At 41.9% G+C, this 24,725-nt stretch carries 17 protein-coding genes; 13 read left to right on the forward strand and 4 right to left on the reverse strand.

Annotated elements, in window-relative coordinates; genetic code table 11:
* The first annotated feature begins 140 nt into the window (after positions 1-140).
* A complete protein-coding gene (locus BSHG_RS19090; RefSeq protein WP_005797880.1) occupies positions 141-1,304 on the forward strand; it encodes a M24 family metallopeptidase in 1,164 nt (387 codons plus the stop codon).
* 161 nt (positions 1,305-1,465) lie between these two features.
* Here BSHG_RS19090 and BSHG_RS19085 read toward each other — a convergent pair whose 3' ends face one another.
* From BSHG_RS19085 to BSHG_RS19075, 3 genes are all read right to left on the reverse strand, one after another.
* Positions 1,466-4,228 carry a caspase family protein gene (locus BSHG_RS19085; RefSeq protein ID WP_008657354.1) on the reverse strand — a complete coding sequence of 921 codons (2,763 nt, stop codon included), beginning with the start codon at positions 4,226-4,228 and terminating at the stop codon, positions 1,466-1,468.
* A gap of 3 nt (positions 4,229-4,231) precedes the next feature.
* Positions 4,232-6,334 (reverse strand): WD40 repeat domain-containing protein, encoded by a 2,103-nt coding sequence (locus BSHG_RS19080; protein WP_008657356.1) that lies wholly within the window; start codon positions 6,332-6,334, stop codon positions 4,232-4,234.
* A gap of 265 nt (positions 6,335-6,599) precedes the next feature.
* Positions 6,600-8,045: a CCA tRNA nucleotidyltransferase gene (locus BSHG_RS19075; protein WP_005802427.1), complete on the reverse strand. Its 1,446-nt coding sequence runs from the start codon at positions 8,043-8,045 to the stop codon at positions 6,600-6,602.
* A gap of 172 nt (positions 8,046-8,217) precedes the next feature.
* Here BSHG_RS19075 and BSHG_RS19070 point away from each other — a divergent pair, with 172 nt between their 5' ends.
* The 6 genes from BSHG_RS19070 (at position 8,218) to BSHG_RS19045 (ending at position 18,905) form a co-directional block, all read left to right on the forward strand.
* Positions 8,218-9,066, forward strand: a complete 849-nt coding sequence (locus BSHG_RS19070) for a hypothetical protein (protein ID WP_008657359.1) — start codon at positions 8,218-8,220, stop codon at positions 9,064-9,066.
* 375 nt (positions 9,067-9,441) lie between these two features.
* Complete coding sequence (locus tag BSHG_RS19065; RefSeq protein WP_008657360.1) at positions 9,442-12,492, forward strand: SusC/RagA family TonB-linked outer membrane protein; 3,051 nt, start codon at positions 9,442-9,444, stop codon at positions 12,490-12,492.
* Positions 12,493-12,505: 13 nt separating this feature from the next.
* A complete protein-coding gene (locus tag BSHG_RS19060) occupies positions 12,506-13,954 on the forward strand; it encodes a RagB/SusD family nutrient uptake outer membrane protein (RefSeq protein ID WP_008657361.1) in 1,449 nt (482 codons plus the stop codon).
* Between the two features lie 29 nt (positions 13,955-13,983).
* Positions 13,984-15,174, forward strand: coding sequence for a DUF4929 domain-containing protein (locus tag BSHG_RS19055; protein WP_008657363.1), 1,191 nt, complete (start codon positions 13,984-13,986; stop codon positions 15,172-15,174).
* Positions 15,161-18,025, forward strand: coding sequence for a M16 family metallopeptidase (locus BSHG_RS19050; protein ID WP_005817299.1), 2,865 nt, complete (start codon positions 15,161-15,163; stop codon positions 18,023-18,025). Before BSHG_RS19055 ends, BSHG_RS19050 begins: the two co-directional genes overlap by 14 nt.
* Positions 18,006-18,905 (forward strand): ChaN family lipoprotein, encoded by a 900-nt coding sequence (locus tag BSHG_RS19045; RefSeq protein ID WP_005817301.1) that lies wholly within the window; start codon positions 18,006-18,008, stop codon positions 18,903-18,905. Before BSHG_RS19050 ends, BSHG_RS19045 begins: the two co-directional genes overlap by 20 nt.
* 227 nt (positions 18,906-19,132) lie before the next feature.
* Here the strand turns inward: BSHG_RS19045 and BSHG_RS19040 are convergent, their stop codons facing one another.
* A complete protein-coding gene (locus BSHG_RS19040) occupies positions 19,133-19,573 on the reverse strand; it encodes a cold-shock protein (protein ID WP_008657369.1) in 441 nt (146 codons plus the stop codon).
* A gap of 1,763 nt (positions 19,574-21,336) precedes the next feature.
* On the opposite strand from BSHG_RS19040, the gene BSHG_RS20855 reads away from it, so the two are divergent.
* From BSHG_RS20855 to BSHG_RS19025, 6 genes are all read left to right on the forward strand, one after another.
* Positions 21,337-21,546 (forward strand): hypothetical protein, encoded by a 210-nt coding sequence (locus BSHG_RS20855; protein WP_050441110.1) that lies wholly within the window; start codon positions 21,337-21,339, stop codon positions 21,544-21,546.
* A gap of 3 nt (positions 21,547-21,549) precedes the next feature.
* Positions 21,550-21,918: an IS1595 family transposase gene (locus BSHG_RS23740; protein WP_080690292.1), complete on the forward strand. Its 369-nt coding sequence runs from the start codon at positions 21,550-21,552 to the stop codon at positions 21,916-21,918.
* Positions 21,919-22,676: 758 nt separating this feature from the next.
* The gene (locus BSHG_RS20860) at positions 22,677-22,988 is read left to right on the forward strand and encodes a hypothetical protein (protein WP_050441111.1); all 312 of its coding nucleotides are present in this window, start codon (positions 22,677-22,679) and stop codon (positions 22,986-22,988) included.
* 105 nt (positions 22,989-23,093) lie between these two features.
* Entirely contained in the window at positions 23,094-23,543 is a 450-nt protein-coding gene (locus BSHG_RS20865) for a hypothetical protein (protein WP_050443367.1), read from the forward strand.
* Between the two features lie 260 nt (positions 23,544-23,803).
* Complete coding sequence (locus tag BSHG_RS19030) at positions 23,804-24,367, forward strand: hypothetical protein (protein ID WP_008657376.1); 564 nt, start codon at positions 23,804-23,806, stop codon at positions 24,365-24,367.
* Positions 24,364-24,699, forward strand: coding sequence for a hypothetical protein (locus BSHG_RS19025; RefSeq protein WP_008657378.1), 336 nt, complete (start codon positions 24,364-24,366; stop codon positions 24,697-24,699). Before BSHG_RS19030 ends, BSHG_RS19025 begins: the two co-directional genes overlap by 4 nt.
* The last annotated feature ends 26 nt before the right edge of the window (positions 24,700-24,725 follow it).

A 24,725-nucleotide genomic window follows, 5' to 3' on the forward strand; every position in this document is an offset into this window, starting at 1 on the left:
GTTTAGTTGTATTTGTATTTATGGTTTGCGTTATCCATCTCCTGAGACAGGACATGGGTAACGCTACTTTTTTATAAAAAGGTTTCATTTTCAACTAAAATCGCCTAACTTTGCATCTCGAAACCAAATAATAATACAAAATGTTACAACCCGAATTAAAGATGCGCCGCGATAAAATTCGTGTGCTTATGGCTCAGCAAAATATTGAAGCCGCACTTATCACTTGTAATGTAAATTTGCTCTATACTTACGGCCGTATCGTCAGCGGATACCTCTACTTACCTCTCCACTCACCGGCTTTATTATTCATCAAACGCCCCAACAATATCACCGGCGAACATGTATTTCCCATCCGTAAACCGGAACAGATTCCAGACTTGATCAAAGAAAACAATCTGCCGATGCCACAAAAGTTGATGTTGGAAGGCGACGAACTTTCGTTTACAGAATACAATCGCCTTGCTGCTATTTTCCCTGAATCGGAAATTGTAAACGGTACTCCTCTGATCCGTGAAGCGCGCAGCGTTAAGACTCCTGTAGAGATAGAATTATTCCGTCGTTCGGGTGTAGCTCATGCCAAAGCCTACGACCAGATTCCTTCGGTATATCGCCCGGGGATGACTGATCTGGAATTCTCCATTGAAATAGAGAGGCTGATGCGTCTGCAAGGTAACTTAGGTATCTTCCGCGTATTCGGTCAAAGTATGGAGATTTTTATGGGTAGCGTACTGACGGGTGACAATGCAGCTTATCCTTCACCTTACGATTTCGCTTTGGGAGGCGAAGGGTTGGATCCGGCTTTGCCAGGCGGACTGAATAAGACTCCTTTAAAAGAAGGACAAAGTGTTATGGTAGATTTAGGCGGAAATTTCAATGGATATATGGGAGATATGAGTCGTGTATTCTCTGTCGGAAAGCTAAGTGACGAGGCTTATACAGCTCATCAGGTCTGTCTTGACATTCAGGAAGCCGTTTCATCGATGGCTCAACCCGGCGTTGTATGCGAAGACTTATATAATGCAGCGATCAACATAGTAACCAAAGCCGGTTTTGCCGACAAATTTATGGGTATCAGTCAACAAGCCAAATTCATTGGCCACGGTATCGGCCTGGAAATCAACGAGGCCCCTGTACTTGCTCCCCGTATGAAACAAGAATTGGAACCGGGAATGGTTTTCGCTCTCGAACCGAAAATCGTCATTCCGGGTGTAGGTCCCGTAGGTATCGAAAACTCTTGGGCAGTAACTCCCGAAGGTGTTGAGAAACTGACTATCTGCAACGAAGAGATTATTGAGTTGCAATAAGACAGCTCTCTCTCTACGGATACTGATAACCGAGGGATGGTTTACACTATTGATGAACCTGAAGTGTAAATTAAAGCCGCAACAATAAAAAGAATCGGGAGAGCACTTTTTTGAAAGTGCTCTCCCGATTCTTTTTTATACCACTACCGGCTGTTATGCTACTAAGGCGTCACAACCGGAGTTTCCAGTTTTATATCTTCCCAGCCTATCCACGTAGGAGAAGCCATACATTGAGGTTCCTGAATCTTATCGATCAATGCGGTTGCACGTTTCACGGCAGCACTGGTTCTGTCAAACAGTTCTTTCATGGAGATATTCCCTTTTGCGTCCCGAATGGTCTTAATCAGGAAGTAAGTATAATATCCCTGTTTCTTTTCATGATAAACGCTTGAAGTCTGGTCACCGCTACTGGACGAGAAGCTCAATGTGTTTCCTTGTGGTAAACCCACCTTTGGTACCACACGCACCCCTTTCTGTGCCAATAACGGAGCAGCACTCTTATAACCACCGCTAAAGCAAGCATCGAGGAATACATAAGCCCCTTTCACCGGATATGTAGCCAGTTTTTTATACAAGTCACTCAACGAGATACCCAAACGAATATTCTTACCGGTAATATCTACCGGCAACAGATAAGGTTCTTTGGTAGCCTCGTCGTTATTTCCATGTCCTGAATAGTAGAATATCAATTCCGCCTGCGGATCCGTACTTGCCATATTCACCAGCCAGTCGAGTTGCTCGTGCATCATACCGGCTGTGGCATTCGGCACTACCTTGATTTGTCCGTCGGGCACCCCGAAAGTACGCACACAATACTCACGGAACAACACAGCGTCATTGACCGCATAAGGTACGTTTATTTCCGCATTAGCCCCTGTCATGCTATAATCCTCATTACCGATAATCAATGCATACCGATGGCGATTGACAGCTCCCACAGGCACATCCTCCATCAGTTCACTCTTAAAGCCGAGTGAGAAGTCTTTCACATTCACTTTACGTGCAGCTACATTTCCACTCAGGTTCATCGAAGCGGAAGCACTCAGGTACTCTCCGACTTTCACCTTATAAGCTTCATTCAGAGAAGCCGAACGAGTAGATTCCGTGACAGCCAGCATAACTGCAATCGAATCTCCATCAAAACGTTTATTCACCAAAAAACCATAGTCGAGTATAGCTACATCTCCCGGGGCAATGCTATCGACAATAATTTCCGGCGTATCAGTCGTATATACATTCTTCGGCAAAGTAAAGTTCACTTTCACCTTGCGTGCAGTCTGCGTACCGAAATTCTGTAAGGCAACAGTCAGCTTACCGTTCTTACCCAAAGTGATGGAAGAACCCTCGGAAGCGAAGAATTGGTGATCGGCAACACGCAGACGAGGCATTGCATATTCCTGAGTGTTCACAATCAGCTCGGAAGGATCCGCATCAAATCCATTCGCCTCGAACGCATAAATATTAATCTTGGCCAGACTTGTCGGCAACTCCTTCTTGGCTATATAACGGAAAGTGTATTCCTTAGACTTCCCGGCAGCAATATTACCACCGTCCAGTTCACGAGGGCCGTCAAAATACTGATCATAGCCCTGCTGTTCAGCCAGGCGAAGCCGTACATTGTAGGCATCTCCCTTACCCTGATTCTCTATGGTGAACCGTATAGCAAAACTTTCGCCGGCATCGATCACCTTATTGTTATTAGCATCCGTAAACTGGTCTACTTTGATAACCAGCATAGCCGGTTCAATAGGCACGGGAACCGCTTGTTGCTCTTGAGCCACATTCTCCGTTTTTTTCAATGCCTCTTTATAGGCCGCAAGACGAGACGGAAAGGCGGTATAAGAAGCCCCATCCTGAACGATTTTGTTCAGCACCTCATATTCCGGTTTCATATCCATATACTGATACACTCCAGCCAGTCCCTGCATATACATTTTGGAAGAAGGATCTTTCTGCAAAATTTTCAGGAAGAGGTCTTTGGCATCCATCAGATAACCCGATGCACGTTGACGTACCAAAGCATATTCCGTATCGTTGGCAATAGTGGCACCATTGTTCACAATCTCCGTAGCACAGTTAAAGTTGGCACGTGCCACTCCCGTCATCAATTCAAAACTCTCAGGGTGCAGTGCATAGAGACGTTTATAAATATCCAATGCCTCCACATTCTTTCCCTGACGCTCCAGGATGCGTGCCTTGATAGGCAACACTTTATCATTATTCGGGTCGACAGCCAGAATACGGTCTATTGCTCCAATCAGCTTCTCCATATTATTGGTAGCAATATGCACATTCACCAGATTGTATAGGAAATCAAGCGAAACGGGATACTTGGCAATAGCCTGTTCCAGCACACGTTCCTGGTCCGCATACTTCTTCTGCTTCTGATAAATCATATTCATATAAACATAGCAGTCTTTCTGCTGGGCCTCCGTACCGGTATTGAGATATTCCTGAAAATATCTCAAAGCTTTTTCGTTCTTCTCCAGATTGAAGGCCGCTACAGCTGCGTAATACACCACCGAAGCATATCGGTTATCTTTCGGCAACAATTCACTACGGAACAGTTTCAGCTGCGGCATATCGATATAAGCAGCAGCAAAATCCAATGCTTTGGACGGTTGTTTCTGTTCCGAATAGTACACTGCCCCGTTCAGCAGATAAGGATACAACGCTCTCAGTCGATTCTTGGCGCCTCCAATATACTGACTGTTATCCGGTGCCTCTACAACCTTCATGAAATTTTCGTAACTATCCATCAAATAATCATACATGGCCGTTACGTTCGTTCCCTTATCCCGCTCACTTTCAAAAAGCACATACTGTTGGTTGGCACGTTTTGAAGCGGAGGCAACTTCTTGTGCCCCCACTTTACCTGTTACAACAACAGTAAGAATGATTGTCAGTAAAAAAAATCTCTTCATTGTTTATTGTTGAAATGCATCCATAATTACAAACTCTACGTTGATCTTGCGGAATTCTCCACCACGCTCTTTGGCTACTTCCACATGATATTCGTATTCGTTCTTTGTATTACCCAATGTTGTCACGTTCTTCTCAATATAAGTCTTTACGCCTGCTGCACGCATCAGGGCCAACTGTTCATTCTGAGTGATTCCTCCGGCCTTGGTGACTGTGATATTATCGAGGTTGCCATCCTTATAATAAGGTTCGTCCACAAATTCTCCATAACGTCCGTCATAAGCCAGACGTCCGCGAATCGGGGCTGCGTCTGCCGATCCCGTAATAATCACCTTCACCTGCTTACCTTCAGAAAGATATTTGGCAAAGTCACCTTCAAACGCATTCTTGATAATCTTCATCAATGACATGGCTGCATTCGAACGTTCGATATTATAACCTCCCGACGGGAAGTCTTCCTTAGCCGAAAACTCTTTATTGATCACTTCATATTGGTAACCCACCTTGTAGTTCAGAATCTTTTTACCATTCGCATCCACTCCCGGGATTACCTCTGTCTTCACATTGATCTGCGTATTATCAGTGATCAGTTTATCTTGTTTTTTCTCCTCGATGACCTGTTCTTTGATCTCGGCCAATTGTGCTTCCTCACGGGTAGCCTGCTGCATAATTTCCAGAGGAACAAAGTTTTCATCTGCTTCCAGAGCAGTCAGTTTTGTACGTCCGATATTATCATAAATATAAACCTTGTTCGTCGTTTCGTTGGTAACTTCAACATAGGCCAACTCAAATTCATCTTTATCATTCAGCACATATACGGCATTCGAGAATTTCATCTTACCATCTTTAAAGTCGCCCGCTTCATTGGAGGGAACTTCCAGTCCGATAGACGGCAGTCCCTTAAAACCGATATTCAACATATTATTCGAAGCATCATAACCATCTATAAAAGGATTATCCATAGAAATACGGTCACCCGCCAATGCCGTAGCAACTTCCTGAGCAAACAGCTGTTGCTGTTTGATACGGGTTTCATCGTTTACACGAATCGCATAATCTTCCATCGATTCTCCCTGCATCATCTTCACCCATTCGTTCATCTTGGCATCCACTTCCCTACCCATAATCTTACCATAGAACGGGTTCAGTCCGTTTGCATCCCAGAAGACCATTTGTTTCGTACGATTGGTCAGCAGAAATACCTCGCTGTTCTGGTTGTTCTTAAAGAAACGCCCACCGGTAACACCGCCTGTAGGATCAACGATATCTTGTTCCACAACACCATTCTTCAGGTTGATGATCTCTATATTCTTTCCATCTTTCACCACACTGATATATTTTCCTTCCGGATGGAATGACGGAGAACTGAGTGTTCCTCCCAGCTTATCAAATATATCTACCTTATCCCAGTTTTTCGTATCGATAATGGTCAAGTGATTGTCATCTGTAGTTACAGCCAGCAATGCAGCATCCGGAGAGAAAGTCACCTCTTTAACGACTGCCGGCATAGGAATCGCTTTTCTCAACTCCTTTGTCTGGAAATTCCAGATATTAATATTCTGTCCTGCCGCGGCGGCGATAAAATAATTGTTCGAGCTCATGGCCAGGGCAGTGGCCGGAGCCTCCCCCTGAATATAAGCTAACGGCATATATTCTTTCGTATCATAAATCACAATTTCTCCCAACGAGTTACCCACAATAAAACTACGGGCGTCAGCAGAATAGCACATCGACACCGGCATCGGTTTAGCCTTCAATTTCTTACGTTTCTCCTTCAGTTCGAAAAGCTTCTTATTCCTGTCGCGAAAAGAGTAAATACTTATCGGATTCTTCGCCCTCAACAGAGCGATGGAGCTTCCCGTCGGGTTAAACACAATACGCTCAATTTTTCGCACATCATTAATAGCGATATCGCGCATGGTATACAGGGCTCCGTCAGACAAATAAGCAGTACAAAAAGTCGTGTTATCAAATGCATTAATCTTTTTCTGAGAGTCGAATCCCCTTTTTTCTACAACCTGTGCCATTGTTTGTCCGCAGAACATCGCGGCTACAAAACAAAAAGCAATACCTCTGTAAGTGTAAAATCCACATTTCATCCTATTCATACCTTAAAATGATTTAGTTTATGTTTAATAGTGTTTTGCAAAATAAGCACTTATTCCGCAATCTATCACTAACAGAAACTTCCTTTTTTTTTATTTTCTCGAAAGTTTGGTTGTTTATACACAGAAATGAAAAAAGAATAGACAGAAAGAGTAGATAAAAAAAGCAGTTTTGTAACGGAAAACCGTTACAAAACTGCTCTATGGCATATATAATCCTTTCCGGCATGAATCCCCGGAGATCACTAAAAACAAAAACTTATTGCATCTAAACCTCTTTGTTTTGTACGGGTTTCAATCCCATTTTTTCGGCTTTTTGAAGCATAAATGCATAGGCGGCTTCGTATTCATTGGGAATCACTCCGTCCAAAATAGCGTCTTTTATAGCACTTTTTAACGAGCCCACTTGCCTGCAAGGTCCCAGATTGAACACCTCCATAATCTCTTCCCCACTCACAGGTGGCTGGAAGTTACGGACACGGTCTTTTTCCTCCAGATCTTTCAATTTCTGCCTCACCAATTGAAAATTATTCAGGAAGCGCTGTTTACGTTCCATATTTTTCGAAGTTATATCCGCTTCACAAAGCGTCATCAGATCGTCTATATCATCTCCGGCTTCAAAAAGCAGACGCCGTACAGCCGAATCCGTCACCACATCATCCGCTATCACAATGGGACGCATGTGCAGGCTCACCATCTTCTGTACATACTTCATCTTCTCGTTCATCGGCAGCTTCATCTTCCGGAAGATATTCGGAATCATCTTTTCACCGATGAAATTATGATTATGGAAGGTCCATCCCGCTTTCGGCTCCCAACGTTTAGTCACCGGTTTAGCAATGTCATGCAACAGAGCACTCCAACGGAGCCAAAGGTTATCCGTCACTCTGCTGATATTGTCGAGTACTTCCAGCGTATGATAGAAATTATCCTTATGGGCACGCCCGTTCCGGGTCTCTACTCCCTGTAAAGCCACTAATTCAGGAAAAATCAATTCCAACAGCCCGCTCCTGTCCAGATCGATAAAACCCTTCGAAGGTATAGGTGAAAGCATGATCTTATTCAATTCGTCGGCAATGCGTTCACGTGAAATGATCTCAATCCGTTCTCTGTTACGGCAAAGAGATTCAAATGTATCATCATCGATGTAAAAATTCAGCTGGGTAGCAAAACGGATACAGCGCATCATGCGCAAGGGGTCGTCACTGAACGTTATGTCCGGATCGAGAGGAGTACGAATGATCTTCTCCTTCAAATCATTCATGCCGCCGAACGGATCGACCAGTTCTCCAAACCGCCCTTTGTTCAGGCAGACAGCCAGTGCATTGATCGTAAAGTCCCGGCGATTCTGATCGTCTTCCAACGTCCCGTCCTCCACAATCGGTTTACGGGAATCCCGTTGATACGACTCCTTCCGGGCACCTACAAACTCCACCTCCGTACCGTGACACTTCACCTGGGCCGTACCGAAATTCTTAAAAACAGAGACATGCGCACCGCGTCCCAAACGTTTTCCCAACGCTTCGGCCATCGCAATGCCACTCCCCACCACTACTACATCTATATCTTTAGAAGGACGTTGCAGAAAAATGTCACGGACATAACCGCCTACCACATAACACTCCAATCCCAACGCATCAGCCGTCTCTGAGATCTGACCGAAAATGGGCTCACTGAAATGCTGCTTCAATTCCTCCTGAGTCAACTCTATCATCTTTTATTTATCTTTTTTACAGTTATTGAAAAAGGCCTGCCTAAGCCCTCTGACGCTTTTGGCATACCCTCTTTATAGCTAATCAGTCTGCAAAGGTACAACTTTTCGCTCTTCACTTTCCACTCTTCACTCTAAATTTGTATTTTTGCCCTCTATAACAAAGAACAACAAAATGAAGAAACTGATTGTCCTGACATGTACATTGTCACTACTGACAGCTTGTGGTGACAGCATCGAAAAGAAAGCGGGTGAAAAGCTTGCCGCTGCCCGTGCAGCCTTTGAGCATAACGACTACAACGAAGCCAAGTTGCAGATCGACAGTATTAAAATTCTCTATCCTAAAGCTTTCGACACCCGTAAAGAGGGCATCAAGTTGATGCAACAAGTCGAACTGAAAGAGCAACAGGAAAGCCTGGTTTATCTCGACAGCATGCTTCAGGTCAAACAGGAAGAATTCGAAGCGATCAAGAACAAATATACTTTCGAGAAAAACGAAGAATACCAAAAAATCGGTAACTACTTCTGGCCTACCCAGACCGTAGAGAAGAACCTGCACCGCTCTTTCCTCCGTTTTCAGGTGAACGAACAGGGAGTAATGACACTGACGTCTATCTACTGCGGACCAAGCAACATCCACCACGTAGCCGTCAAAGTGATAGCACCGGACGGAAGTTTTGCCGAAACCCCAGCCTCCAACGACAGCTACGAGACTACCGATCTGGGAGAAAAAATCGAAAAAGCCGACTACAAAATGGGAGAAGACGGCAACGTCCTCAGTTTCCTCTACATGAACCGCGATAAGAAAAATATCCGTGTCGAGTATCTCGGCGAACGGAAATTCTCCACTACCATGACTCCTTCCGACCGTGAAGCACTCGTCGGTACTTACGAGTTGGCCAAATTACTTTCATCCATACGTCAGATTCAGCAAGAGAAAGAAGAAGCCAACCTGAAAATCGAATTTGTGAAAAGAAAAATGGAACAGAAAGCCCAAGAAGAGGCTGCGGAAAAACAAAGATAATAAAGCACCCCAACTGTCTGTTTCACCACGGATTAACGGATCACACAAAATACAGCTCACAAGCTATCGTATTTATTTGTCCCATCCGTCAATCTGTGGTGAACTCTTTCCGTCCTATCTATTTTTATCCCCTCCGAAAAGGCCGTCCCGATTATTCCCCACTATCCTGTCGCTATCAATGATCGACCGCCTCTCCATGCTCTCACTCTTCATCTCATGAATTTCCCCAATAATACGGAGTTCAAATTAAAATAAAGATAGCAATTTTTAGGTATTTTCAGAAACAAGTTCATTATGTGTAGCGATTACACAGACTATTCATAGTATCTATCTTTGTCCCCCGAAACATTTGAGTACATATGATAGAACGCTAATATGAAAGCAGTAATCATTTCTTTTTTTATCACCCTTTCCACCCTTACTAGTCATGCTCAGCAAAGAGATATTGTATTGACAGGAACAGTTACGGATCATCAAAACGGACCGCTTCCCGGTGCCACTATCCGCATTAAGGGTACCCAATTCGGCACAGTAACAGATACCGACGGGCATTATCTGTTACGTGGCAAATGGAAAGAAAACGATCTAATTCTTTTCTCTTTCATAGGAATGAAAGAGATACGTGTGAAATACACCGGTCAGAAGGTACAAGATGCAGCCATGCAAGAAGATCCCAAAGCACTGGATGAAGTGGTCATCGTTGCCCGGCAGAATATCAACGAATTGGATATTCGTGCCAAATCCGGCGTTGTACAACGAGTCGACGTAGAACGTCTCAACAGTAAGCCCATGATCGATATGTCCCTCGCCCTACAAGGAGCCGTACCCGGCCTGATTATTACCAATACCGGCGACCTGGGCTCCAAACCGGAAATTCGTATTCGAGGCAATTCATCTTTCCGTAAAGGAGATATGGCTAACGAACCCCTCTACGTCATGGACGGCAAAGTAATATCATCTGATGCCTTCATGACTCTTAATCCCGCCGATATTCAGGAAATAAAGGTTCTGAAAGATGCTGTGGCTTGTGCCTTATACGGAATAAAAGCAGCCAATGGTGTAATAGAAATCACCTCCCAGCGTGGCAATCCCGACGGAAGACTAACCACCAGTTACAGTTTCAATATAGGTATCACCACCCGTGGACGCAGAGGAGTCAAGATGATGGATAGCGAAGAAAAGTTAGAATTAGAAAGACGTTTACAGAATATATCGACTCCGGGATATCGATACAGTGAAGATTACTATCGGAAATATTATGCTACCGCCCCCAACCTCGACGAGCTGATCGCAGAAGGACAACAAGTACTCGACTCATTAAAGAATATCCATACCGACTGGTTTGATGAACTGATACATCGTAGCATCTACCAGCGTCATAACCTTAGCATAAAAGGAGGAACAGATAAGACATCTTATTATATATCCACCAATTATGCCAAGCAGGGAGGACGAGTACCGGGTAATGACACTCAACGTTTCACCGCCCGTATGAGCCTCGATCAGAAACTGGGAAACTGGGGATATTTTTCCTTAAGCACCGATGCAGGTTATTCGGCAACCGATACTCCCAACGGCAGTACCCATTCCCCTACAGATCTGATTTATCAACTTAACCCTTATGAAACCAAAACCGGTAAATTAATCTCCTACTCCGAAAAATCATCCGAATACACATTAAATGATTTGATGAGCCAATACCATAGTAAATCTACCGATAAACGTGGCGGAGTAAGCGGAAGTTTCAACTTAAGACCATTCAAAGGTTTGGAGATAGATGCAGTGACCGGTATCGATTTCCTTCTGAACGAAGCCCTTACGCTTGTTCCTTCCACGTCTATAGCAGAGCGGGAAATGGGAATCGCGATAGCCGAACGTGGAAAATTAACAAAAGAAAAAAATACAACGACCAATATTTCCTCCAATATACGTATCACTTACAACAAGACATTCGCCGGAAGACACGACCTGACAATCGGTGGGAACATGGACTACTACCTGACCCAGACAGATAACATATCTGCCACCGGATACGGAGTGGGGACACAAATGTCACTAAACGCAATCAACCACTCCATCACCGGAGCCCGGAAGCCGACAGCCAGTTCGCTTCTGGACAAAACGGCTCAGTTAGGATTCGGGGTAGTCATGGGCTACAGTTTCGATTCCACCTATGACCTTTTTGCTACTTACAAAGCCGACGCTTCTTCCGTTCTCCCTCCAGACAAGCGCTGGAATGCAGCATGGGCCGTAGGCTTGGGGTGGACCCTCAGCCGATACCCTTTCCTGAAAAATAATAAGGTCATCACTCTCCTGAACCTGAAAGGTTCCCATGGACGTATGGCAAACCTATCCGGAGTATCTGCCTCCGCCACAATCGGCACCTTCAGCTACTCCACCAATTATTACGGAAATGCCCGTCTGCTACAGTTACTCGGATTTTATAATACCGATCTGAAACCGGAACAGACTTCCACAACAGACTTCAGTCTATCCATCGAATTCTTCAAACGGCTGACATTAGGTCTCAATCTCTACCGCCGCGAAACGAGTGATGCACTGCTGGACGTCCCCATCCCCCTTTCCAACGGTTTCAATACCATGAAACGTAACATCGGTGTATTACGCAATGAAGGCTATGAACTGAACGCCGCAATAAAAGTGCTCGATACACCGGACTGGCGTGTATCTTTACGCGGTTCACTGGCCTACAACCGTAATAAGGTAATCAGCCTGTACTATACCGACCGTTTATACACCAGCGAAACCGCCCTGACTCCCGACTATGAAGTCGGAAAAGCTTATAACATGCTTTATGGGCTGAAGTCATTAGGCATAAACCCTATCACCGGTCTTCCGGTATTTCAAGGAGCCGATGGAAGTGAAATTCCCCCGACACAAAATCCGGCCAGAGAAAACTTCATCGTTTTAGGACATAGCACTCCTCCCTATAGCGGTACATTCAACCTGAATTTCTCCTATCGGAATTTCGATTTGGATATGGACTTTTACTATGTGTTCGGCGGCATTAAACCCTACAATTATTCTTATGTCCGTTCAGCCGACAGTGCCAATAAGAATGCCATTCAAAAGCAATTAGAAAACATGTGGTTCCACCGAGGAGATGAAGGAAAAATATACCATTCTCCATTTTACATATCTCCTGCCAATGCTTCACTCCAACAACCCAATACAGAAACCGTCGGGAAAAGCGATTATCTGAAATTGGCCATGTTGTCGCTACGCTACCGGGTTCCACACACCTTTCTGGAGAAAAATTGTCATTTCATAAAATATGCCAATATCGCCTTTCAGGCATCCAACCTTTTTATGATTACTCCTTATAAAGAGTCCGATCCCGAAACAGGTTCATTGGCCGGAGCTATGCAGCCCGTATTAACCATCAATCTTAGTTTGACCTTCTAAATACAAGTAATATATGAACCTGAACCCAATAATAAATAATTTCCAACGCCCAATACGCAAAGTACAAATCTGTTGCATATTGATATTCAGTTGTGCAGCCTGTTCGCTCAATATCCCCTACGAGAATCAGTATTCAGATCCGGATGCCATTACCACAGTAACTGCCGCACGCGAACTATTGGCATCAGCCTATGATGCAATTCCCAAACCGGAATTCAGTTTATCCGTATTGAGCGACGACTTCCAGCCTACTTTTTTAATAAACTTGAATGCCGACCTGAATAACCTGTATAAATGGCATCCTAAACCGATGGAGGACTTATCGAACTCTCTGTGGGAAAAATATTACTCAGCCATAGCCATAGCCAATACGGTACTGGAGCGCATCCATTATGTATCCCCTATTTCAGACAGTGACAAGCAAGAGTTGCAATGTATCGTTAGCGAAGCGAAAACCCTAAAAGCGTATTGTTACTTCAATCTGCTCAGACTTTTTGCCCCCACCTATCCGGAAGGTCCCGAAAAAGACGGAATCATCTTAAAAGAGCGGTTCGAACTTGCTTTTCTAAAACGCTCGAGCATCAGTGAATGTGTGAATGCTATCCGCCAATTGCTGACCGAAGCAGTTACCGTAGACAACCGTCCTTCACAGGTCTACTGGTTTTCCCGGCAAAGTGCTTATTATCTATTGGCAGCCTTAGAACTCTATGCCGAAAATTACGATAAAGCCGAAGAATATGCCTTAAAAATCCTGTCTTCAACCAATGCATACGATGTCCTGGCCCCCGTACATTATAAAAAACTATGGGAACAAGAACCATGCGAGGAATGTATTTTTTCTCTGCATACCACCAATTCATATTATACCGATATGAATTACGAAAGGAAGAAAGGAGACTACTTCACGATCAACTCCACACTCACCCAATTATATACTGCCAATGACATCCGTTACGAAGCAACGGTCTATCCCCAAGAAATGCCTGGTGAAAGCATCGGCGAGACCTTACCGGTACTATATCTGGGAAAATACAACAAACAGAACTGGAATTATAAGCCTATACAATATATCAACAAACTTCGTGTATCCGGCATCTGTTTTATTCTTGCCGAAGCCTATTGTCAAGACCAGAAAGGTCACGATGCATTGGCCCTGGAAGTAATAAACAACTACCTGGCCCAACGTGAAGCTCCCTTGCTTGACACATCACTTTCCGGCGCTCCCCTATTGAAAGCTATCCTTCAGGAAAAGTGGAAAGAATTTGCCGGTGAAGGTGAACGTTACTTTGATTTAAAGCGCTATCGGAAAAGCCTGCTTTCCGATTGGAATCTCTCTGCCACAATGAAAAATAAACCAATCAAACCAGATGATTACCGCTGGCTTTTCCCCATTCCGAAAGGCGAATATCTATATAATGAAAATATATCGCAAAATGCAGGATGGACCAAAATCGAAAAATAAACAAAATACTAAACTAAATGAAAACTAGAATGAAAAAACTGTTTATCTACACAGTAGGCATCTGCCTACTGCCTGCTTTCACGTCATGCAAAGACGATAGAGAAGAAAATAAATATACAGGAATCAACAAAATCTACCTGTCTGCCGACCCCCCGGTTATTACCGAGTCCGAAAACATTCCATTAACAGTAAATGTAGATTTAACATTGACCTGTGAACAGGACCTCGTACTCAACTTTGAATTGCCCGATGATAAAAACGGAGTTCTAAAATTAGAGAACAATCCCGTCACGATTAAAGCCGGAAAACGTTCTGCAACATTCGAAGTAGTTTCCAACCAAAAGAATTTATTAACCGAGGATACATACTTTCAGGTCGGAATTTCTCAATTCCCCACCGATAATTTAATGTTAAACGAAACATTGCAGGTACGTGTCAAGCCTAACCCTAAAATTCCGGAATTGTCCCCTCAGCAAAAAGCGTTAATCAAAGGTTATAAGACCAAATACGGCATTGACCTGAATAAATGGCTCGGAGTCCTCTCTTGCCATACCACTGTGCAAAGCCCTGCAGATGGGTATCTCCAACCCTTTGCAGCAGCATTTACGAAAGAATATGATGGCAAGACCGTCATCACTCTCAGTGAGCAGGCCACAGAAGACATGCCGGTATTAAAAATGACAGACAATCCATTCGGACTGACCGAATATTTATACTTTGTACTCCGTTCCGAGACCGTAGCAGATCCGGAATTCTGGACTCAACAGCCGGAACCGCAAAAACTGATGAAACTACTCAACTGGAATAAAGAAAGTAAAGAGACATTTGCCGTATCATTGGATGCAATCAGACTCAAAGACATCACTTCCACTTCAACCCGGCTGGAATATCTGGGTCCGGGAAAAAACTATTATGGAGCTCCTATTACCATCGTTCCATTTACCTACCAATTCAGTGCTTTAGACCGTCAAAACAAGCTCCTGGAAAGTGGAAACGCAGAAATTAAAGAGATCAATGACCAGGGAGCTTCCGCAGATCCGGCTTACTACCTCAACTGCTACGATCTTGTCAATTCCGACTACTATGATACCCCCGAAAACTTTATCAAATCCACCGGAAACATAGACTTTGCCACAGATAAAATGACTTATCAATTTCTCCTGAGCCATGCTAACGCCGGAGGATATACACGCATAACCGTAGTTTATGAAAAGAAATAATAAAAACAGATATTTATACATAGCAGCTATATTCATAGCTGCTATGCTCCCATATACAGCCTGCCCGCAATCCACTCCAATCCTTCTTCCACCCGGAACGGTAGAGGGACGCCTTCCCAACGGACTGCACTATCTTATCCTGCACAATGCTTCTCCGGCATCCAGAGTAGAGTTCAGGCTGATCATGCGGGTAGGTTCCGTACAAGAAACAGAGCAAGAGAAAGGTTGTGCCCACTTCCTCGAACACATCACTTTCGGCGGTACCCGTCATTTTCCTAAACGCTCTTTAGTAGAGTACCTCGAGTCCTTAGGAATGAAGTACGGACAAGATATCAACGCTTTCACCGGTTTCGACCGTACAATCTATATGTTCGCAGTTCCCACCGATTTTGCCAAAGACGAAGCTCTCGATCGTTCATTACTAATCCTGCACGATTGGTTGGACGGTGTCACTATAGATCCGGAAAAAGTAGAGAATGAAAAAGGAATCATTCTTGAAGAACTACGCGGATTCGACCCGGAAGACGATTTCTATCCGCTCAAAATCGGACAAGGCATATTCAGTCACCGTATGCCTTTGGGCACAACAGACGATATCCGCAAGGTCACCCCGCAGGTGCTCAAAAATTATTATCATAAATGGTATGTGCCCTCTTTGGCAACATTGGTCATTGTAGGCGACATATCTCCCCTGGAGATCGAATCTAAAATCAAAGAACGTTTCAAATCCTTGCCCGGACGTCCGGTCAATGACTTCCGGAACTACCCGTTAGAGTACACCCGGGGAATTCATTTGGCCTCCATACGAGACTCTCTGCAACCCCGTACAAAGGTCGAACTAATGATTCCACACCCTTGCACAGTAGAGCGTACCATGGAAGACGCCATAGCAAAGGAGAAAGGGCGCCTGCTCGTCAGTGCCATTTCTTCACGATTCCGTGCACGAAAACTAAAGACCGATGTTACAGACCAATGGTATTTAAGTGACAAGAACCATTTTGTTCTGACAGTGGAAGGAGAAAACAGAAAAGAAATACTTACATCTATTTCTACAACCGTATCTCTGTTGAATGATCTGATACGCAACGGATGGCAAGAGGACGAATTACAAGATATTAAAAACAATTTTTGCCGCCGGATGAAATTGTCCACCGATGCCCCGTCACGTCCTTCCTCCATGTGGTGTGACGATTTTGCCGATTACGTTATATCGGGAGACCGCTATCTGACCGATCCATCCCAACAGCAGCAACTCAAAGAAGCCATGTCCCGTGTCTCCGGCCAATCTTTGCAAACATTGCTCAAGGAGTGGATGTCTTACCGTGAAGAAACTCTATTAGTAGCCTGTTCAACCCATCCGGGACTGGGAGCCCCGTTATCGGAAACCGAAATAGCGTCGGCATGGGCCCAAGGCGAGCAAGTCGAATGCACTCCCTTTCTTTATTTCCGTCCTGAAAAACAAGAAGAGATCGACATTGAGACTCCTCCATGTCTGGCAGCCCGTTTTCCTTTCGATCCTGCATCCGTATTACGACAAACAGAATATCCGCAAAACAGGATTCGTGAAGTAGAACTGAAGAACGGCATACGGTTAGTCCTCAAACCTACCCTCGAAGCAGATTCCACCCTGCTGATCACTTCTTTTGCCCCTTTCGGCACTTCTTCCCTATCCGATGAAGAATATCCTTTATTAGAGGGATTTGCCGGATACATAGATATGGGAGATATCGCAAAAGTAGATGGACAAGTTTTGTCCGATTACCTCTTCCGGAAAGAAATCTCACTTTCCATGGCAGTCGAAAATCACTGGCATGGCTTCATAGGCATGTCTCCCACTGCAAATGCTCCCGAGCTATTCAATCTGATTTATGAAAAGATATTCGATCCCGAATTAAAATATGACGAATTTGAGGAAATACGCCAGGACCTTTTAGAAAATCAAGACAAAGAAACGATATTGGAGAAAATGCTTCAACGAAGTCCTGACCGGTTATTATCTGCCCGCATAAACGAGTTGACCGGAACCGGTTTCGCCCGCTCTTCCCAAAAGCTTTCGTCCGAACAAATCAAAAATCTGAATCTGGATTCCATCGCAGCTTTTTATAAAAAGCTCTATACGAATCCCCAAGGAACCACCTATGTCATTTGCGGCAATTTCAATGCGGACACTCTCATGCAGCAGTTTGTCTCCGTTTTCGGACGTATTCCTGTTTCGTCACATTTGTCCCGATTTTCTTATCCGCATTTCAATTTTCCAGTCAGAAAGCATATAGAAGGCTTTCCCAATGATAATGACACTCAGACACTGTTCGACTATCTTCTCCCCGGCCACTATCAACCGGGATTAAAAAACACACTCACTTTAAAATTGATGCGTGACCTTATTCGCAACCGTTTGATCTCCGTCCTCAGAGAACAAAAATCCCTTGTCTACTCTCCTTACATTTCATTAATGTATGAAGGCATCCCACAAGGAATTTTCTACTTTGACATCAATGCATCCGCCGATAACGATAACATGCCTCAAATAGAACAGTTGCTGAAAGAGATTCTCCACCAATTAAAACAGCAAGAAGTGGATAATGAAGAACTGAATACCCTTAAACGTTCATTTCTGATAGCCAAACGCGAAGCGTTAAACGAAGAATCACCTTCTGCCTGGCGAACCGCCCTGGTCGGTTTACTAAAAAACGGTGAAACCATCAGCGACTTCGATCACTACGAACAATGTCTCGACAGCATCACTCCCGCCATGCTCCGCGAAGCATTCCGTCGCTATCTGGATACCGAGAATTATATCCTTTTATATTTAAGCAAAAACAAACTGAAAAATGATACTTCAAACCATTAAACAGATTTCATGCCTGCTCTGCCTGTGCTGTTTCCTTCAGCAGTCAGCCTTCTCTCAGGATGATAAGGACAAACCGGCCTATACCCTGTTCGACAACACAGGAAAACAAATCAGCTACGGAGAATTAATCAAACGACTCTCCGGCTATGATGTTATCTTCCTCGGGGAACTGCATAACTGCCCCATCACCCATTGGCTGGAATTCGAAATAACCCGTTCCATCTATAACATTCATAAAGATCAACTGATGCTGGGAGCCGAAATGTTCGAAAGTGACAATCAACTGATTTTTGACGAATACATGCAGCAAAAGATCTCTTACGACCGCTTTGAGGCCGAAGCCCGTCTATGGGATAATTACCGGACTGACTATTATCCGGTTGTTTTCTTTGCCAAAGAACATCACATTCCGTTCATTGCAACCAATATCCCGAGACGCTACGCCAACATTGTAAAAAATAAAGGGTTCGAAGCACTCGACTCGTTATCCGAGGAAGCCAAACGATATATAGCTCCTTTACCGATCGATTTCGAATATGATGAAGCCCAAAGCGCAGCAGCTTTCAGTATGATGAATATGATGGGAGGACGCCGGGCCGGCGACAATCGGAAGTTGGCACAGGCACAAGCCATAAAAGATGCTACAATGGGATGGTTCATAGCCCGTAATATCAAAAATAAATTCCTGCATATCAACGGCAGTTATCATTCCAACCGACAGGGAGGCATCATCCCTTATCTGCTCCGTTACCGCCCCAATACGAGTATAGTGACGGTAACCTCGGTACGTCAAGAGTCCATCCGGAAACTGGATGACGACCATAAAGGCTTGGCAGACTTTTACATCTGCGTACCCGAAGACATGGTAAACAGTTACTAACTACCGAAGCCTTCGTCCCCCCCTGGATAAAATATCTGCCTCTTCTTCGGCATCAATATCGTTTTTTAAATCACTATATCGATACCGGAGAAGAGGATCATCGCTTTGGTATTTCATTTTTTGTATAACCTAAGTTCAAACAAAATTCTTATAAAGCGTTCATTTCAAGCAAAATTCAACATCAAGGTGCGATTTTGGTCTGGAAATAAAGCTACGGAAAGTTCTTGCTATTCAGTCACTATTGATATTCGTACAGCGTTCATTCCACGCATACCGCGCTCTATTTCAAATGTCACTCTATCACCTTCCGCAATTGTCGTAGGGGCAGAAGAGATATGGAAGAAATACTTTTCGCCATTATCCGCATCCTTCACAAAGCCATAGCCTTTCGCGGCATTAAAATACTCGATACGTCCCATAAGGGGAGCCACTTCCACATCCTCTTGTTTGGGTACAGAAACCTCGATATGAGAGGCATCCACTTCTTCCTCAAGCCTTTCCTGCGGCACTGAATGCAAAACACCGAACTGGTCGACATATGCAATCATATCCTCAAAAGAACTCGGACCGTTACTTTGGCGTTCCTCTTTACGTTGTTGCTTCTCCTTACGTTTCTGCTCCTTTAGCTTCTCCCGGTCACGTTTACTTGTTGTTATTTTTTTTACCATTCAATAATTTTATGTCTGAATCAATACCGCCTGTTCTTTTACATGTTGATTGCCGGATAGGCAGTTTTATGTCACACACACCAATAAACAAACGATTTCATCATTATATCCAGATCATACGCTACGCCGAATGCCAGCAGCACATAGGCGCGATGCTTTTATCCTGAACAAAGCAGCAAATAATGATGTCGATTGGGGAATGCCATAAGCCGCAGAATGAAGCGGAAAACAATCACGCACAAAGAAGATTTCAGTATAAACCCAATGTTAGTAACGGCAAATATACACATATTATTCGGTTATTCCTAATTCTCCGGTCCCAATCGTGATGGAACCGGAATTGCCAGATAGCGCAATCACTTAACGGCACTATCCAGATCGACCTTCTCTATCAGTTCCTGATCCTGCCAATAAGGTATTACCTTTAAATGTTACAACCTTCCTACTATTATGGCAGGGTGAGTACAGAACTTCTCAGCAAAGTAACGGATATTTCCCATGATAATTACTTATCGCAACTATATACTTTATTATACCAACGATTGTGTATAATGATTAGTTGTACCAATAATAAAGAGTTCATCCAAAGGTTTACTTTTACTCGCCGTACTTATTCTCTTGATTTAGCAGAAGAAACACAAAACACGCCACAATATCTGCCAAACTGACAGACATTGTGGCATTAAAGATTATTCATATTAATTGGCACTGTTTTTGAAAGTTTTATCAGTGTCATCGGCATTCCGTTTTGCTTAAAATTCATTTTTGGGATATAACGGCAGTTTACACCTATCTTTCTGAAATCAAGATGGCGGAGTTCCTTCCGTTGAAAAGGAAAATTCACATGTTTAACTAAGGAAAAATGTTATTATGGGTATCAAAACAGGTCCAAAAAGAATTGCTATTTCCACAGGAAAACCTGACCGTCGTCAAAGAGACAACAAGCAGACCCCAGGAAATACACCATCTTTGAAACCCCATATTCATAAAAAGGGGGATTAAACTCCAAATAAAAACGGATGCCTTTGTCTGACATCCGTGGAGTAAAGTGTAAATGTTTTCATCCTTATCGTGTATTAGCACGATTTTGAGGTCTATCAAAGCCACTGTCATTTTGGCACTATGACGGTGGTTTTTTTTCATAATGGTACAAATGTAACGTATCAAGATGAAATAGGTTGTGTTACTCTGAAAAAAATAAGATTTATTGTTATTAAATTATGCCATTCTACAACATCTGATTTCAACCAATTTTCGAGAAAACTTAATCGTTTTCTTCATTTGTTGTTTCTTCTTGTTTCTCTTCTGATTAGTTGTCTGCCAATTTAGCAATTTCTATCTGCAACGCATTTTCTAACATTTCATTCAGGATTTCTGTAAATGTTTCCATTTCAATACAATTTTGATTTGATAGAATATGTATTTACTCTCATAAAACAAATAAAAACTGATATTTCAGTACATCTAATCACATGATAATCTGGAGTTATAAAGTTTTCTTGTGAAAATTCTTAAGATTCTTCTCTAAAACTGAAATTATCCTCCCATTGCATGTATAATTTCTCTATTAATCAATAATTGTACACATGGAAACATTCCATTCATTACTTGATATTATAGAAACTCTTGATGCCGAAGAGCTATGTTTGAGGATTCCAATCTTCCGTTGAAGAAATGGTTCTATGCTATTAGTGTGTTTTTGACCTACAAAAGATGAATTAGTAGTGCTCAATTAACATGTAACTCAAAAGACATCATGGTTTATGTTACATCGCATCCTTCATAACATAAAGGACGATGATGCGACTTTTGAAGAACATACGCAAGTTGGTGAAAACTATGCCGGTGGCAGAACCAGCGAGAAAGACCAAAGGCGCAAGAATCATAAAAGCGGTAAAAAGAGTATGGGACATTCTTTGGCACAGAAAACCATTGTTATGGGTTTATTGTCCAAAGGAAAAGTTTATGCATAAGTTATTGAAGATGCAAATGCTAAAGACTTAAGGGGTATTATAGACCGATTGGTCAAAAAAGGTTCTACTGTTATTTCTGATAGCTGGAGCGGTTACCACAGTGTAAAGGATAGTTATACACATGAGGTTGTACAACATAGCTTAGGTATCTATGTAAACAAGAAAGGTTTCCATACTAACTCAATCGGAGGATTCCGGGGCCATCTTAAAAGGATGATTACAGGGGTTTATTATGTAATGAGCCCCAAACATCTACCGAAGTATTGTAAAGAATCAGCATTTAGATACAGTACCTACAAAATTTCCGACGGAGAACGCTTAAGCTATTCTTACAGCAACCAACGGAACGCTTGTACTATGGAGAGTTGCTGATGAAACCAGAATAGACGTGGGAATAAAATGGAAAACAATTATATAAGTAGTCTGTGATATTGTCTTTGAGATGTTTGTCTGTTTCCTCCTTTTTCATTTACTTTTTACACTAATTAAAAAAGGAAGTATAAGAACAGATATAATTTCCAAAAGACATATTGCATAACTTGCAGACAATTATTTGATTTGGTAAAATCTGAAAAATTTTAAAATGAAATTCAAAATAATGAGTCTAAGCATAGTTTGTATCCTTAACTGAGGATGCAGACTGCTTTTTCTTATTTGAACTTCGGGCTTGCCAGAGCCCTACCAATCAAAGAGAAAGAGCATATTTGTACCCTTTTCTTGTATCTACTCATTTGATGCTCCCCTAAAGGCAAAATTTCAAAAACTCTTCTCAAAAAGTCCATAATACATATATCAAATATTAATTATTAAAGAAAGGAGAAACCTATGGGTAAAATCTCAACACGAGCGTTTTGTAATACACTCAAAGCCGGTGCATTTCGTTCGGAACTAACCCGATGTCCGACAAGAAGTGAAATTGAGAATGCGGGACTAAAGGTTGTTAGTACATATGCCACAAGGCAGTTAGTGATGGAAGAAAGTTTCATTAGTCCCAATTATGTAATAATAGCGAGAAATGCTGGTTACATAGAAAAAGTAGAAATCTAAAATAGAAGGAGAAAATGCCAAAGGTACAACTCGTTTTCTTCATATAATCTCATCCCAGTAGTTGCGGGATAATTCATCAAAATATGAAAACAAAAAACTTTTATGTGATGGTGATTTGCACCAATTTATCGTTAATTGGATGCGACAAGGAAGAAATAGATGAACCAGTAACACCTCCCATTGAAAAACCAGATGAAACTATTGCTTCACCATCTGCCAATGACATTATTAAAATTAAAACAGGAGATATAAATATAATAATAGGAACAATTAATTGGCAAAATATTACTTATGGTAATGGAAGATATGTAGCTGTGGGACGTAGTGGATATATTGCATACTTCATAGATGAAATGAACTGGACATCTAAGCAAGTAAGTAGTAACTGTGCGTGAAATGATATTACTTATGTCAATGGGAAATATGTAGCAGTTAGTGGCGATAATTCTATTGGGTATTCGTCCGATGGTGTAAACTGGACAGCCAAACAAGTAATAGGTATGTATTTATATGGAATGACATATGGCAACGAAAAATATATAGCAGTAGGTGGCAGTAGTAGTATTAGTTATATTTGTTATTCCACAGACGGTGTAAACTGGACGACAAAACAAGTTTCTTGTCGTTATTTATATGGTGCTACATATGGCAATGGTAAATATATAGTAGTGGGTGATGGAAGATATATTGCTTATTCTACTGATGGAATTAATCGGACATCTAAGACCGTGGGATCAAGTTCGTGGCAGAGTACTGTTTATGGTAATGACAAATATGTAATGGTTGGTAATAATGGCTATATTGTATATTCTACAGATGGCATAAATTGGGCAACAAAAATATTTTCAAGTAATAGTGAATTGTGGGAAAGCGTCGCTTATAGTAATGGGAAATATATTGCTGTAGGGTATAATGGTTATATTGCTAGTTCTGCTAATGCTGTAAACTGAACAATAAATAAAAAAGAAAGTGTACGCTTAAACGGAGTCTGCATTTATCAATAGAATCTTTGCGATATGCCATAGTTCTCGAATAACATATCAAAGTATTAGTAGGGTATGCTGGAAAACTGGCATGCCCTTCGTATTGTCTTGAAAGAAAACTGTAACAGTTAATTAAGCAATTTACGGAAGAGAATTATGAAAATATAAACTCAATATTCTATTTTTAATAAAATTATTCATATATTTGCTACCATCAAATAATGAAGATGAATAATAAGATTAAAATAGCAATTGGTATTATCATGGTTTTTACATTATGCATGATAACTTACTGCTATAGAGATAAACTCAATATTATCACATATATTTCAATAGTTGGTAGTTATGCTTCTCTATTTGGTATATGGATTTCTTATTTGCAGATAAGATCTGTCAAAGAAATAGCCGAGATTACGCAACAATCTATTGAACAAAACATCTCAGAGGTGAATCAGTATTTATCCTATTCTGATATTTCTAAAACCATTAAAATAATTTGCGAAATAGAAAATTATATTCTTATTTCCAAGTTAGAACCTGCGTTGATAAGAATGAGAGACTTAAAATTGGCATTAATACAAATAAGTCAAAATGGAAGATTAATCAAAGAAATAGAGAAACAAAAAATATTAAAAAACCATATCACTAATTTAGGTATTGATATTGCGAATATTAATGAATATATAATGAATCAACATCAACTTGATTTTAAAGTGATTCATCAGAATTTAGAAAATGCGACAACGTATTTAGCCGAATTAGAAAGTAAACTAAAATATCAAAAATTATGATCCCACAAAATTATCAAGCCCTGATAGATAAATTGATACTGGGCACAAATATGAAGAAAATATCATGGAAGAAGACAAGTAGACAGACTGAATTCCAAACATCAGTTGGTTCTGGTACAATTACAACAGATAATTGGAAGGATGATACAACTGATATGACATATGTGGATTTTGTTATTTGGAATGATGAAGGAGAAGCCATTGATAGTATATCCGCATTTAAAGGAGATGAAGATTATGATTCGATAATGCAACTCCATGAATGTGCAAGAAGAGCATATTTGAAAATCGATGAAACTATCAATGATATAATGAATCATCTTGATTTTTAACATACAATATTAAAACGGGATATTGA

Source organism: Bacteroides sp. 3_2_5 (assembly GCF_000159855.2).
Taxonomy (GTDB): Bacteria; Bacteroidota; Bacteroidia; order Bacteroidales; family Bacteroidaceae; genus Bacteroides; species Bacteroides fragilis.

Excerpts from the sequence above, each read along its gene's own strand:
- BSHG_RS19065 (WP_008657360.1), top strand. The coding sequence starts at position 9,442 with ATGAAAGCAGTAATCATTTCTTTTTTTATCACCCTTTCCACCCTTACT.
- BSHG_RS19025 (WP_008657378.1), top strand. The coding sequence starts at position 24,364 with ATGATCCCACAAAATTATCAAGCCCTGATAGATAAATTGATACTGGGC.
- BSHG_RS19050 (WP_005817299.1), top strand. The coding sequence starts at position 15,161 with ATGAAAAGAAATAATAAAAACAGATATTTATACATAGCAGCTATATTC.
- BSHG_RS19045 (WP_005817301.1), top strand. The coding sequence starts at position 18,006 with ATGATACTTCAAACCATTAAACAGATTTCATGCCTGCTCTGCCTGTGC.
- BSHG_RS19080 (WP_008657356.1), bottom strand. The coding sequence starts at position 6,334 with ATGAATAGGATGAAATGTGGATTTTACACTTACAGAGGTATTGCTTTT.
- BSHG_RS19060 (WP_008657361.1), top strand. The coding sequence starts at position 12,506 with ATGAACCTGAACCCAATAATAAATAATTTCCAACGCCCAATACGCAAA.
- BSHG_RS20865 (WP_050443367.1), top strand. The coding sequence starts at position 23,094 with ATGTATTTATATGGAATGACATATGGCAACGAAAAATATATAGCAGTA.
- BSHG_RS19075 (WP_005802427.1), bottom strand. The coding sequence starts at position 8,045 with ATGATAGAGTTGACTCAGGAGGAATTGAAGCAGCATTTCAGTGAGCCC.
- BSHG_RS19070 (WP_008657359.1), top strand. The coding sequence starts at position 8,218 with ATGAAGAAACTGATTGTCCTGACATGTACATTGTCACTACTGACAGCT.
- BSHG_RS19085 (WP_008657354.1), bottom strand. The coding sequence starts at position 4,228 with ATGAAGAGATTTTTTTTACTGACAATCATTCTTACTGTTGTTGTAACA.
- BSHG_RS19090 (WP_005797880.1), top strand. The coding sequence starts at position 141 with ATGTTACAACCCGAATTAAAGATGCGCCGCGATAAAATTCGTGTGCTT.
- BSHG_RS19040 (WP_008657369.1), bottom strand. The coding sequence starts at position 19,573 with ATGGTAAAAAAAATAACAACAAGTAAACGTGACCGGGAGAAGCTAAAG.
- BSHG_RS20860 (WP_050441111.1), top strand. The coding sequence starts at position 22,677 with ATGAAAACAAAAAACTTTTATGTGATGGTGATTTGCACCAATTTATCG.
- BSHG_RS20855 (WP_050441110.1), top strand. The coding sequence starts at position 21,337 with ATGTTACATCGCATCCTTCATAACATAAAGGACGATGATGCGACTTTT.
- BSHG_RS19030 (WP_008657376.1), top strand. The coding sequence starts at position 23,804 with ATGAATAATAAGATTAAAATAGCAATTGGTATTATCATGGTTTTTACA.
- BSHG_RS19055 (WP_008657363.1), top strand. The coding sequence starts at position 13,984 with ATGAAAAAACTGTTTATCTACACAGTAGGCATCTGCCTACTGCCTGCT.